Annotated in this window: 11 protein-coding genes; 6 read left to right on the forward strand and 5 right to left on the reverse strand. The window is 48.5% G+C overall.

From position 1 onward, the window contains the following. Positions 1 to 12 precede the first annotated feature (12 nt). The 4 genes from VE954_RS19930 to VE954_RS19945 all read right to left on the reverse strand — a co-directional run bounded on the left by VE954_RS19930 (position 13) and on the right by VE954_RS19945 (position 3,337). On the reverse strand, positions 13 to 798 hold the full coding sequence (locus VE954_RS19930; RefSeq protein WP_324955994.1) for an HpcH/HpaI aldolase family protein: 786 nt from the start codon (positions 796 to 798) through the stop codon (positions 13 to 15). Next, the gene (locus tag VE954_RS19935; RefSeq protein ID WP_324955996.1) at positions 795 to 1,559 is read right to left on the reverse strand and encodes a 3-deoxy-manno-octulosonate cytidylyltransferase; all 765 of its coding nucleotides are present in this window, start codon (positions 1,557 to 1,559) and stop codon (positions 795 to 797) included. The genes VE954_RS19930 and VE954_RS19935 overlap by 4 nt, the downstream gene beginning before the upstream one ends. 143 nt (positions 1,560 to 1,702) lie before the next feature. Beyond that, positions 1,703 to 2,551 (reverse strand): class I SAM-dependent methyltransferase, encoded by an 849-nt coding sequence (locus tag VE954_RS19940; RefSeq protein ID WP_324955998.1) that lies wholly within the window; start codon positions 2,549 to 2,551, stop codon positions 1,703 to 1,705. 93 nt (positions 2,552 to 2,644) lie between these two features. Beyond that, positions 2,645 to 3,337, reverse strand: coding sequence for a cyclase family protein (locus VE954_RS19945; protein ID WP_324956000.1), 693 nt, complete (start codon positions 3,335 to 3,337; stop codon positions 2,645 to 2,647). Between the two features lie 373 nt (positions 3,338 to 3,710). On the opposite strand from VE954_RS19945, the gene VE954_RS19950 reads away from it, so the two are divergent. The 5 genes from VE954_RS19950 (at position 3,711) to VE954_RS19970 (ending at position 9,013) form a co-directional block, all read left to right on the forward strand. Next, complete coding sequence (locus VE954_RS19950; protein ID WP_324956002.1) at positions 3,711 to 4,691, forward strand: WxcM-like domain-containing protein; 981 nt, start codon at positions 3,711 to 3,713, stop codon at positions 4,689 to 4,691. Between the two features lie 16 nt (positions 4,692 to 4,707). Next, complete coding sequence (gene rfbG / locus VE954_RS19955; protein ID WP_324956004.1) at positions 4,708 to 5,811, forward strand: CDP-glucose 4,6-dehydratase; 1,104 nt, start codon at positions 4,708 to 4,710, stop codon at positions 5,809 to 5,811. A 167-nt stretch (positions 5,812 to 5,978) separates the two neighbouring features. Next, on the forward strand, positions 5,979 to 6,245 hold the full coding sequence (locus VE954_RS19960) for a hypothetical protein (protein WP_324956006.1): 267 nt from the start codon (positions 5,979 to 5,981) through the stop codon (positions 6,243 to 6,245). After that, the gene (locus VE954_RS19965) at positions 6,242 to 7,357 is read left to right on the forward strand and encodes a DegT/DnrJ/EryC1/StrS family aminotransferase (RefSeq protein WP_324956008.1); all 1,116 of its coding nucleotides are present in this window, start codon (positions 6,242 to 6,244) and stop codon (positions 7,355 to 7,357) included. Before VE954_RS19960 ends, VE954_RS19965 begins: the two co-directional genes overlap by 4 nt. Positions 7,358 to 7,438: 81 nt before the next feature. After that, complete coding sequence (locus VE954_RS19970) at positions 7,439 to 9,013, forward strand: hypothetical protein (RefSeq protein ID WP_324956010.1); 1,575 nt, start codon at positions 7,439 to 7,441, stop codon at positions 9,011 to 9,013. A gap of 7 nt (positions 9,014 to 9,020) precedes the next feature. On the opposite strand, the gene VE954_RS19975 is transcribed toward VE954_RS19970, so the two are convergent. Beyond that, the gene (locus VE954_RS19975) at positions 9,021 to 10,457 is read right to left on the reverse strand and encodes a UbiA family prenyltransferase (RefSeq protein WP_324956012.1); all 1,437 of its coding nucleotides are present in this window, start codon (positions 10,455 to 10,457) and stop codon (positions 9,021 to 9,023) included. Between the two features lie 271 nt (positions 10,458 to 10,728). On the opposite strand from VE954_RS19975, the gene rffA reads away from it, so the two are divergent. Beyond that, positions 10,729 to 11,874 carry a dTDP-4-amino-4,6-dideoxygalactose transaminase gene (rffA, locus tag VE954_RS19980; RefSeq protein ID WP_324956014.1) on the forward strand — a complete coding sequence of 382 codons (1,146 nt, stop codon included), beginning with the start codon at positions 10,729 to 10,731 and terminating at the stop codon, positions 11,872 to 11,874. The last annotated feature ends 886 nt before the right edge of the window (positions 11,875 to 12,760 follow it).

Genomic DNA, 12,760 nt, shown 5'->3' on the forward strand with positions numbered 1-12,760 from the left:
GCCCCTTGCCTATTAGTTTGAGCGACTCTCTGAAATCTCCGAAAAGGCTCGAAGAGCCGATGCATACCCATCCCGCAGCATAGCCGAATCAGCTCTGTAAGAGACAAATCTGAAGCCGCAATCGAAGAGGATCTGCATATAGCCCAGGTCCGGCGCAACGGACCCGGCCACCAGCCCGGATCCATCTATGATTTTTGCATACTCTTTCATAACATTGAGCACTTTGGGATGGGTCAATTCACCCGGCACTCCACACGCCATCGAAAGATCGTAGATGCCGATGTAAATCATGTGCAGACCCTTGACTTTGGCAATCTCGGGAATGTTTCGAACGCCTTCCTCACCCTCGACCAGCACACCCACGAACATCTGCTTATTGGCAGTTGCCATCTTTTCTTTCAGATTGATCTCTGAATAGCTGTGGTTTCGAGTAAAAGGTGACAGGCCCCGATTGCCTTCCGGCATATAGTAACAGGCATCAGCGATCTGCTTGGCCTGTTCAGCAGTTGAAACCTGAGAAACCAAAATAGACTGGGCTCCAATGTCGAGGGCATGCAGAATGTGAGGCGCCGGCCCCTCGCCTAGCCTTATGATAGGCGACATGTTCGCCGCTTCAGCTGCAAAGAGTTGATTCTCCGCCGTCTGAAATGTAGTCGGGCCATGCTCCATATCAATAATGCAAAAGTCCAGACCTGTTTCACCTAGCACATTGATCGCTGTCGGAGAGGAAAGATTCGACCAGGCACCAAAGACTCTTTTGCCAGCATCGAGCTTTTCTTTTAGGGCGTTCTTTCTCACAACAGGTTCCCCCCGTATTTAGGATAAAACGGATCCGTTTTCATGATCTCTTCGGCTTCTCGTCTATCACGTTCGGTATCCACCGAAACGCTCTGATAGGGCGAGTGTATAGCTCTTACTTTTATTCCATGCTCCAAAGCGCGGAGCAGTTCCACAGATTCCACCGTTTCATAGGGCATCATTTCCATTTGGTTGAATTCCTGGAGGAAATGGGCTCTGAAAGGCATGATGGCAACTTGCTTGAGACGCTGGCCCACCTGGTTTCTCGTGTTGGATGGGACCGGACTTCGCGTCATGAATAGGATGTCATTGTGCTTGTTCACGAGCACCTTGACTTCGTTCGGATCGAGCCACTCGTCTTCATTGGCTGGCGCGACCAACGTGCCAAGCATGAGATCTGGTTCCTTGAGCAGCGGTTCGACTGCCAGGTCTATCATGTCAGGATGGAGGAGTGGCTCGTCGCCTTGCGCGACGACAACGATATCATCCTTGACCAGGCCCAAAGTTTTCGCCGCCGCAGCCACACGCAATCCCGGACGCTCAATGTCCGGATCTGTCATGATCGCGGTCCCACCAAAACGCTCGACTTCCTGTTTCACCACCTCATCACACACCGCGACAAAAACATGGTCGACTTTTTGCGCCAGCAGGCATCGTTTGTAGACGTGCTCAATCATCGTCAGACCCAGGATTTTACAGAGCGGCTTGCCTGGAAATCTTGAAGCACCCATACGAGCAGGAATTCCAATCACAACTTTCATACCGGTACCGATCTTACTTTGGGGTTAGCAGTATTCCCCAGGCGCTTTTGCCATAGTTTAGGATCTCCCTGCCAATTGAGCGGAAAAAAGAGAGTCATCCTGAGGAATCATGCGGAGCTGCGCGATCTTATAAGAGCTCTAGATTAGCTCCTGGTTTTCTTTTTAAAGACTCGCCAGCTGTCAAATCTGTGCTCCATATTATCGGCGTTGACGGTGCCAAAACCAGAATTTATTTTGAACTCACTATTGTAGTAAGTAAAATAGGCGTCGTCTTTATAGTTCTGCTTGTAGAGATCGGGTATGTGATCAACCGTCTCCCACTGGGTTCGCAAGAGCGCCTCAGCCTTGACATAGAAAGGTTCCGTCTGGTTGCCTTCAATGGGACGGATCGCTTCAAGACCATGCTTTTTCCTCATGGTATTGATGTAGCCGACGTTGGTGTGGAGGCATTCCAAATTCGCATCGTCCAAGGCCACAACAGCGCCATCAACCAGGAATGGTGTAACGAGTTGGATTTCCTTTTCAATGGTCTGCCACGTATGCTCGCTATCGTGGAAAAACATATGAACGGCAGGGTTAAGATCCTTCAGCACGGGAATCCCGAGATGCTCTGAGGTGCTGAAGAAAGCCAGAAGCTTCCAGTGATTATCAACGAGCTTGCGAAAGTAGTTGCCGAGAGTTTCGGTGCAAATAGTGCGAATCAGAGAGCCTTTTTCGCCGTTCAAGTCCCAGGAATACGCTATGCCATCATATTTCATCGCATAATAGGCAAAAGCTAAGGAACTCGCTCCAGCACCCGTTTCCACGGTAACAAATCGCTGATTATGTTCCTTGGCAAACTTCCCTTGCTCATCGAGGATCGCGGCCAAGGCCAGTAGCTCCGAATCGGCAATGGAATTGACCCATCTGGGCATCATGCGCTTGACTGAGATCAGGAACTTATGCTCATCACGCCGAATTTCTTCACTAGAGCCAAGGTAAAAGTCAAACATGCGCCGGTCTCCTCTGTATGAGTTCTCGCAAATTGGCTGTACAAAAAATGAGCATCTCTGCCCGTCATGCGCAAATCCTCATCACCAATCAAATCAATGTGAGTAAACAAATGCTGTAACGGGACCACCGTCTGCATTTTCTATCATGAGAGGAGCGATGACTACCATTTTAGGGCTCCCTTCAAGATGACGCAGGCTCATGTCCTCGATTATCAAAATGGGTTCACGCGTGAAAGGGATGGCGTCACGATCCAAAGGTCCGAGGAGCATCCTGTGCGCTATTCGCCCCGGTTCCCGGTGAGCAAAGGCTGTCAAAGAAATAAAGTCAAAGCCGAGCATTCGAATAGTGGTCGTCTTCCTGAAATACTCACACAGGTCGGGATGAAGGCCTGGACCTTTGAAAATGTAAGGGCTCTCGTCCGATTGATTCGCACGATATTTCTCAAACCCGGTGCGAATCAGGAGTAGGTCAGTTCCTTCGTCGATCGGAGGCGCCAAAGTTTGCCATAGCGCCAGGTCGATCAGCTGGTTGTGCGCGATACCTTGAAGGTCAATCAACAAGATATTTCGACATACCCAGAAATCCGCTGAATAATCGGTTAGCTTCTTGCCTTGCTCATCAAAATGATAGGGAGCATCAACATGAGTTCCGATATGGTTCAGCATATCAATGCGCATTTCATTCGTTGAACATCCATCGCACATGCTGCGACTCTTCGATATCGAGAGCCCACCTTTGTTGCCAAAAGTAGGGGTCGATGCTCCTATAAAATGCGATAGATACACTGATGTGCCATCTCGTTTATTAACTGCTTAAAACGGTGAATTTATTATGGCTAACATATATTTGCAAGAATGAAAAGTGGATATTTCTGCACTCATACGAAGATCAAACTCTCGTATTTCGCTTCTACACGGCGCGCGGCGTGCGTTACAGCTACACTTCCCAATTTTTCAGCAATTGAAATGCGACAACTTAACCTAGTCACACTCTCATACTTTGGCAGCCTGCACATGGCTTCGGCTTGACGAAGGGAATAGCGTCAAAAGCATTGTACTTTTGCCATTGACATATCATACTCACGGTGGATAGGCTTCGATTTATCTCAGAAATGCACTCCTAAAAATCACCAAACTGTTTTTTCTGAAGGGAGCTGGTGTGAGCTATTACGTGCACCCCTTGGGAGTTTGTGAGTCAACCAATGTTGGTGCCGGCACTAAAATTTGGGCGTTTGCTCATGTCCTTCCGCAAGCGACGGTCGGGAAGGATTGCAACATCTGCGATCATACATTCATTGAGAACGATGTTCTGATCGAAGATCGTGTAACAATTAAATGCGGCGTTCAAATCTGGGACGGGATTCGCATTGAAAGCGACGTCTTTATCGGACCAAACGTAACGTTTACGAACGATCTCGCCCCACGAAGCAAGAAGTATCCAGAAAAATTTCTCACGACCATCGTTCGCAAGGGCGCTTCGATTGGCGCCAATGCCACCATTCTGCCTGGAATCGAGATTGGCGAAAATGCCATGATCGGTGCCGGTTCCGTCGTCACGAGATCAGTGCCACGAAATGCGATTGTAGTGGGCAATCCGGCAAAAATAACTGGATATGTGGACTCATTCCGGCACGAAAGCGCGAACTCGAAAGTCAAATTTCAACCGGGCTCCCAAGACTTCACATCGATCGTGAAGGGAGTCAGCCTCCATCCGATCAAGACCGTCTCTGATATGCGGGGCGATCTCTGCGTCCAGGAGTTTGAAAAGGAAATACCTTTTAAGCCCCTGCGATATTTCATGGTATTTAACGTCCCAAGCCTTGAAGTGCGCGGAGAACATGCCCATAGGGAGTGCCACCAATACCTTATGTGCGTCAAGGGCAGTTGCTCTGTGCTGGTCGATGATGGGGTAAACAAAGAAGAATTCAAACTCACCCCTGGAAACTTCGGCCTTTACATGAAACCCATGGTGTGGGGAATACAATACAAATACTCGCAAGATGCTATTCTGATGGTATTTGCGTCGCATCACTATTCAAGCGAAGACTATATCCGAGAATATGGCATCTTCCTCGAAAGTGTTTCTGCGGAAAAAAGAACGAGAGACGATGACACCGCCCTATCCAAACATTCTCTATAAGTGGAGTGATTGAATATTGTTTTCCAATATATACCGAGGCAAACGAGTCTTAGTGACAGGACATACCGGCTTCAAAGGGTCTTGGCTTTGTTCCTGGCTCTTGGAATTGGGGGCAGAGTTAACAGGGATTTCGAATGAAATTCCAACGGAGCCTTCGATGTTCAAGGCACTCGGTCTTGAAAATCACATGAACAGTCATTTCATAGATGTGCGCAACAAAGAAGCCGTGACAAAAGTCTGTGCTGACACGCAACCTGATTTTGTCTTTCATTTGGCAGCCCAAGCTATCGTTTCAAAATCCTATTCCGATCCGACTGATACGATTTCTACTAACGTCATGGGAACAGCCAATATCCTGGAAGCGCTTCGTATCTTGAACAAGCGCTGCATTGGAATCATCGTGACCAGTGACAAGTGCTATGAGAACGTTGAATGGCCGTGGGGTTACCGCGAGAACGACACAGTCGGAGGCAAGGACATTTACAGCGGCTCCAAAGGAGCCGCTGAGGTCATCTTCCATGCTTTTCACTGCTCTTTCTTCAATAAGACAGAGCATCCTGTCAAGGTAGCTTCTGCTCGCGCGGGCAACGTCATTGGCGGCGGAGACTGGGCTCAGGATAGAATCGTTGCAGACGCCATGCGCGCATGGAGTCGATCGACTCATGTCGTCATTCGATCACCAGACGCCACACGCCCTTGGCAGCATGTGTTGGAACCTGTGGGAGGGTATCTTACTCTCGGTCAGGTCCTCAGCGCAAAGCCGGAACTTAGCGGTGAGTCTTTCAACTTTGGCCCGCCTTCAGATCAAACCTATACCGTCAAGCAGCTGCTGGAGGACTTAAGCCTGCAATGGGGCTTCAAGGATCCGCACGACAGTTATCGTGTCACAGATCGAATCCCGTTTCACGAAGCAGGGCTACTCAAGCTCAATTGTGATAAGGCCAGGTTTAGCCTGAAATGGACTCCGACCCTGGAATATCGCGACACGATTCGTTTGGTGAGCGAATGGTACGTCGGCTTCTATCAAAATCAAATAAATATGCTGGACAAAACGCAGGAGCAAATTGCTTTCTATACAAGCAAGGCAAGGGACAGGGGTCATATTTGGGCACAGAAATAATTAGCGGGGTCCAATGCACCCCCCTCAAGATTATAAGCCATCCGCTGGGAAATGTTCAGCACGGCCTCAAGGCGAGTGATCCCGGATTTAGCGGCTTTGGCGAGGCCTATTTTAGTTTCGTAAATTTCGGTGCCATCAAAGGCTGGAAGAAGCATAAGGAAATGACGATGAATTTCATCTCCGCCGGTGGGGCCATTCGAGTCGTCGTATACGATGATCGACCCGACAGCCCTAGCAAAGGGCTCTTTGGAGAGTGGGAGCTATCGACCCAAAACTATCAAAGACTCACGCTACCACCCAAGCTATGGGTTGCATTCCAAGGCGTTGGCAAGGCGCAGAATCTGCTTCTTAATATTGCAAACATTGAACATAATCCATTGGAATCGGAAAACTGTGAACTCCACACATTTGACTATGAATGGCCAAATCCATGAATAAAGTTCGGCTATCGAAGTCTTGCCTAGGGTCTGAGGAAAAAGATGCCGTCACACGGGTACTGGACGCCGAGTTTCTGGGAATGGGAAAGGAGGTTCAGAAGTTCGAGACGGAATTGCAGGCCTATATCGGCACCAAGAAGGACGTTATTTGCGTCAATACTGGTACAGCTGCAATCCACCTGGCCGCCCTCGCCATCGACCTGGGGCCAGGGGATGAGGTGCTTATACCAACTATCACGTATTTAGCGTCTTTCCAGGCAATTTCCGCTACCGGAGCCAAACCTGTCGCCGTTGATGTCCTGCAGGACAGTCTTTTTATCGATCTCACCGATGCAGAAAAGCGCATAACGAAGCGTACCAAAGCTATTTTACCAGTGCATTATGCGAGCGATTCAAGTCGCATGGATGCTGTGTATTCTTTTGCGGAAAAACACAACCTTCGAGTCATCGAGGATGCCGCTCATTCGTTCGGCTCAACAAGAAATGGTCAGAAAATTGGCTGCGAAGGGGACATCCTCTGCTTCAGCTTCGATGGTATTAAAAACATTACCTCAGGAGAGGGTGGGGCCGTCGTAACATCGGATAAGCTGGTCGCTCAACGTATTAGGGATGCTCGTCTCCTTGGCGTAGAAAATGATACCGAAAAGCGTTTCTCGGGTCAGAGGAGTTGGGACTTCGATACGACCCGGCAAGGTTATCGTTACCATATGAGTAACATCATGGCAGCCATCGGAAGCGCGCAGCTGGCAAAAATTGACAGGTTTGGTGCCAAGCGGCAAGAGCTCGTCGCATGTTACAGAAGCAAGCTTCAGGCATGCTCAGCTTTGGAAATTCTCAACCTTGATTTCGAAAACATTGTCTCACACATCTTTGTCGTCAAGATCCTTACAGGGTCAAGAGACAGATTGAGAGGGGAAATGCTCGAAAAAGGTATTGAGTCAGGAATTCATTATAAGCCGAACCACCTTCTGTCGTTGTATCATAGCGATTATCCATTGAAGACAGCGGAGAAGGTCTACGATCAAATCCTCAGCTTGCCGCTGCACCCGGACCTGCGCATCGCCGATGCCGAGATGATATCCGATTTCATAATGGGCAGAGTCCGCTAAGGACTGCTCGCAATACCGTGAGGTTTGATAATGGAAAACAATTCAACCAATGGTCTCATGAGGCGCCAACCCAAATTCTTGTTGGCTTTAGCTCTGGTTTTCATCTGTGGCCTCAGTCTATTGGCATTACAAACTCGCAAGAACGGGTTTGACAATGACCAGCACGGATTTTTATCAGGCCACGGAATGGCTCTGGCTGTAAGCATTCTAAGTCATGAAACGCCTGTTACAGTCCCATTCATGGAAAAATATGCGGACTCGGATGGCAAGGTGCGCTATCTGCCCTATACACGCTTTCCGTTTTTTTCCTTCTGGTTCATATCGAAAGCTATTGAAAGCACATCCAGCACCGTGATGGCCGACCAGATCTTTGTGGGCCGTCAGGTGATGAATGTGTTTTACCTTCTTGCCATGCTGACAGCTTTTACCGCCCTGACAAGACTTATGAGCGACCCGTTTGCCAGCGCAATGGCTACCATTCTTGCCTTTTCATCCTATCCGCTCCTTTACTACTCCGACATGATTTTCAACGACACCCCATCGCTCTTTGGTATGATGTTCGCGGTCTTGCTGTTCGCCTTTTATCGCCGCGATCACACGTTAGGGTGGGGCAAAGCCTGCCTGGCCATCATACCTATCTCGATGGGCTGGCAGCCCTTTGCAGTGTTTGGCGTTTGGATTGTCGTAGACAGTCTGTTCTGGGCAAGATCCCTCGGTTGGCGAGAACTTGCTTCTCGCCGCATCGTTTCCCTCCTGAAGCGTCCCCCCGTTAGGTTTGCTATCGTAGGTATAGTCTGGGGCGTATTTATTCTAGGCACACAGCTGGCCATGGAAAGTCACGTGCAAGGCGTCGCATTTATGGGGGCCGACTCCTTTAAGAGCATGATGGTCCGCCTTGGAATGGCGAATAGAGATGAAATGTACCAAAGCTTTGGGGAAGGTTTCCTGAATACCTGGCCATTCGCCAAAGGACAGGGCATCCGCCTGGCTAATGTACTCCTTCCCTTCGGAGCTACACTGCCGCGCATTCAACCGGGTCCTAGGGCTGTCCTCTATGTCTGCATCCTCATAGCCAGCCTTGCGCTTGTTTGGTTCATCGCCGCCAAACGCCAAAAGGATTGGCACGCTGCTGGTCTCGTTCTCTTTCTGTCCGGATTCATGTGGGCTATTCCGATGAAGTTCTTCGTCGCCTTTCATGAGTTTCAAGCCATCTATTATATCGGCGCGTCACTCGCTTTTTATGCCATGGCCAGCTCTCTTGTCGACCAGCGTTGGCGCCAATCGATTGCGGTTGTGGTTTGCGGGCTGTTCATTGTTTCTGTCTGGCGAATGAATCGATTAAAGACCGACTTACGAGCTTACGGCGAAGGGATCACGAGTCAGTTTCAAGACATCAGAAAGGAGCTGCCCCCAGGCGCGAAGCTGTGGGTTAATATAGATAACTATAACCATCAGATTCCAGCGTACGCCGTCAGCTACTTTCTAATGGGTTCCTATATGGTGGATAAGCAGGAAAGGGCAGACTATGTAGTGACCGCTTATTCCGATTTCAAGACCGGCACTCCATTGACCCACAATAAACACGTGAATATTTTTCAAATGACACCGATTGGACCGAATAGCGCCGCGACTCCAACAAAACAAACGGAACTTTAATCGGCTTTTATACGCCCAGACCAGTGATCACTGCAAAAATTCCCAAGGCTACCCAGGTCGTCCGATCCTTGAGCGCGAAGATCACGGGATCATCATCGACCTGGCCTCGATTGGCTATCACCCATAATCGACTGTTCCAGTACAACATGAGAGGAATAAGCAGCCAAAGCCTCAAAGGATGTTCGTAAAGTCTCCCTATCTCGGAGGAATTAAGATAGAGCGCGATTACGATAACAGACAGCAGGCTCGACCCGGTGCCGAGCATCATAACAGGCAATAGGTCTGTACTGGAATAGCCCCGACCATGAAGCAATCCTGTTTCGGTGCCATCCTTCTTTTTTAGAAGCTCCGTGTAACGTTTCACCAGTGCCAAGCCAAAAAAGAAGAACGTACTGAATGACAGCAGCCAGGGTGATGGCATGATGTCAGTCGCCAGACCGCCCGCCAAAATTCTAAGACTATAAAAGGCGCCGAGTAAAACAACATCGATTATGATTTTTTCTTTGAGTTTCATGGAATACAAAAGATTCAAAAACCAATAGCAAGCAATGACTAGGAAAAATTTCCAAGGGAGTATACTGCAGAGCACAATCGCCGATAAGCCTAGGACGGGAAACAAGACTAACCCATACTTAAGAGGCAACTCCCCAGAAGCGAAAGGGCGCCTAACTTTACTTGCGTGCTTGCGATCTGATTCTACGTCGAGGAGATCATTCAGAACATAGACACTTGACGCCACCAGACAGAAGACAGCGAAAGCAGTGATGGCTTTGATGAGCAAATCGGCATCCGTGAACCGATGGGCAGCAATCAGAGGCACAAAAACCAATACGTTCTTCACCCATTGATGGACTCGGATCTGTTTCACAATAAGAGAGAGGATCTTAGGTCTTTTTTCATCAATTATGGCTTCATATTCCCAGTTTTCCCGTCGCAAAACTTTCAAAACCTTGGTCTTTGGATTGACCACAAAGGCTTTTGCACTTGCATTCCAAATAGGAATGTCACTGGTGCTGTCGCCGACATAAGCGAAAGAGGCGCCACCTAGATGATTCTGAATAGCTTTGAGCTTGTGAACACCCTTGAGATTGATATTACGATTTGATCCCATATAGTCATCAAAGACGCCGGTATGCCTGGCAACATCCGCTACGATTGTCTCATGCGCTGCAGAAGCTAGAATGATATTCTGCAGCTTCTTTCCCATTCTTAGGCGTACGATCAAGTCCAGGATTTCCTGTCTGTAAACAAGACTTCCCGGATCGAGACGCACATGACGACTCAAGAAAGATTTAAAAAAGCAACGTCCACCAGCTAGAGCAACAAGAGCTCCTGGCAGGTACCAGGGCTTATGCCGCATCAGTCTCAAAATCTGCTCGAATAGGGTGTCCGTCTTAACAAGAGTGTCATCAAGATCAATCACGAGAGTATTAAAATCTTGCATAGTGTCTCCTGATAGACGGTGTCCTTTCGGCGCTATCCATACGAACGAGTGATTCTGTTAAGGTGTCATAGGGAGGTTTTGACCCGATTCAATACAAAAAAATTGGTGGGGTAAATCTCTGATATTAGTACCAGGTTATCCAGTTTGACCATAAAAAGTCAACGGCAAAGTTGTCAGTGCTATTCACTGCGATCCTCAGGTACAATTTTATCAAGCATTTCAGTCCGTCGTTTTTAACAATCGTTGATCAAACCTTTTCTTTGGTAATCTCGTGGAAACTATACCATTCAACAAACCTTTTCTCTGCGGAAAAGAATTCGCTTACATAGAAGATGCTGTTGTTAACAAACTGAAGATTTCTGGAAACGGCGAATACTCTCAGTGGTGCCAGAAATTTTTTGAAGAACGCTTTGGAATACACAAGGCACTTTTGACGACATCATGCACAGACGCTTTGGAAATGGCTGCCATACTGATTGATATACAGCCAGGAGATGAAGTTATAGTTCCATCTTTCACTTTCGTCTCCACTGCAAACGCTTTTGTACTGCGCGGTGCTCGAATCGTTTTTGCGGATAGCTGTGTCGACTTTCCAAATATCGATCCAGTTGATGTCGCTCGCAAGATAACGAAAAGGACAAGGGCGATCGTAGTCGTTCACTACGCAGGCGTAGTCTGTGACATGCATGCGATCCAAGCGCTAGCTGAGGCCAACCAACTCGTTGTCATCGAAGATGCAGCCCAAGCCGTCGACTCGCAATTTGATGGCAGATATGCCGGCTCTATCGGGGATTTGTCAGCATTCTCTTTTCACGAAACCAAAAATGTAATCGCGGGTGAAGGAGGCCTTCTTGGGATCAACAATCCCAAGTACGAGGCACGGGCAGAGATAATTTGGGAAAAAGGCACCAATCGCTCGGCATTTTCTCGCGGAGAACTCGCCAAATACTCATGGATCGACATAGGGTCGTCATTCCTTCCCTCTGAGGTGACGGCCGCATTTTTAAGAGCGCAGCTGGAACGAATCGAAACCATTCAGAACCGACGAAAGGAGATCTGGAACAACTACTATGGCCTCCTCAAGAGACTTGAGGAACGCGGTCTCCTGGCACTGCCCCAAATACCGCCACTGGCTGAACAAAATGGTCACATGTTTTTCATCATGATGCCCGATTCTCAAACGAGAGATGAGCTCAAAAATTACATGGGGGCGAGGGGAATATCCGCAGTAACGCATTACCTCCCGCTGGAAAGCAGTCCTTTTGCCGAGAAACATCCCGAGCTGATTGAAAGGATGATGTGTCCCAATTCACTTCGTTTTTCACAGTGTCTCATGCGATTGCCGCTGTTTTTCGCATTAACGCAGAAAGAAATCGAAACCATTGCGGATACCATTGAGAGCTTCTACGATTCGTAACGACTTTTTGGATGTTGGCTACATGCGGTCCGGCGGATCAATGACATCAGAGGGGAGCCGTTTTTCGATTTCCTTAGCATTTTTTCCAAATGGACCTTTAGCCGCTTCTGAACCGATATCCCCAGGGGCGATAGTACCATTCCCAACCCCTGAAGCAATCTCACCTGCTCTCACCTCATGTCATGCGCCTCAACGGGGACGACCCTTTCAGGAATCGGGCGCGTGAAGTAACGGACCTGCGTCTTGCGTTTGTCTCTCGCGAAATTCTGGAAAAATACTTGGCATTTCTATTTCATCCGAGAAGGACGCGCGCACAGCACATAAGTACCTTGTCGAGTACAGGGTCCATTTCTTCACTGTGCAGGTCGGGGCTCCTGATTTTCCCGGCTGGAGCTATAAAGTCTGCAAAAGTTCTTCGGTAGAGATGGAACAGCTGGACTGGAACAGCGCCACTCTACAAGAGCTGCCTTCGGCAGATCCCTCGGATCGTTAACAGATTGAGGCCATTTTGGTAAGTCAGAGAAAGCTGGATCGGTTCCCCGGTTCAAGGAAATGCATCTGGACACTAATTTCCTCATGTGCGACAAAAGTTTAACAGTATTTACTATCGTCAACAGGCTACAGTTTGTGGAGTTGCGACTCCCCGTCTAACGAGAGGCTCATGCTTTTCAATTCATTGGAATTCTTGCTTTTTTTTCCAGTGGTTTTGGTCATCCAGTTGCTGCTCAAAGGACGTTGGCAGATCAAGGATGGGTCCAGCAGCCGGACAGCCTCCTGATACAATTGACGGTATTATTCGCTGGTGAATCTGCTCTTATTGACATGTAAAGTCATCCCAAATGTGCCTGGAAATTGGGGGGGTCGGCATGTCGGTTCGCCATTATAG

This window comes from Oligoflexus sp., from assembly GCF_035638955.1.
Lineage (GTDB): Bacteria > Bdellovibrionota_B > Oligoflexia > Oligoflexales > Oligoflexaceae > Oligoflexus.

Coding starts and splice junctions, on each gene's coding strand:
- VE954_RS19935 (WP_324955996.1), bottom strand. CDS start 1,559: ATGAAAGTTGTGATTGGAATTCCTGCTCGTATGGGTGCTTCAAGATTT.
- VE954_RS19965 (WP_324956008.1), top strand. CDS start 6,242: ATGAATAAAGTTCGGCTATCGAAGTCTTGCCTAGGGTCTGAGGAAAAA.
- VE954_RS19975 (WP_324956012.1), bottom strand. CDS start 10,457: ATGCAAGATTTTAATACTCTCGTGATTGATCTTGATGACACTCTTGTT.
- VE954_RS19940 (WP_324955998.1), bottom strand. CDS start 2,551: ATGTTTGACTTTTACCTTGGCTCTAGTGAAGAAATTCGGCGTGATGAG.
- VE954_RS19960 (WP_324956006.1), top strand. CDS start 5,979: ATGAATTTCATCTCCGCCGGTGGGGCCATTCGAGTCGTCGTATACGAT.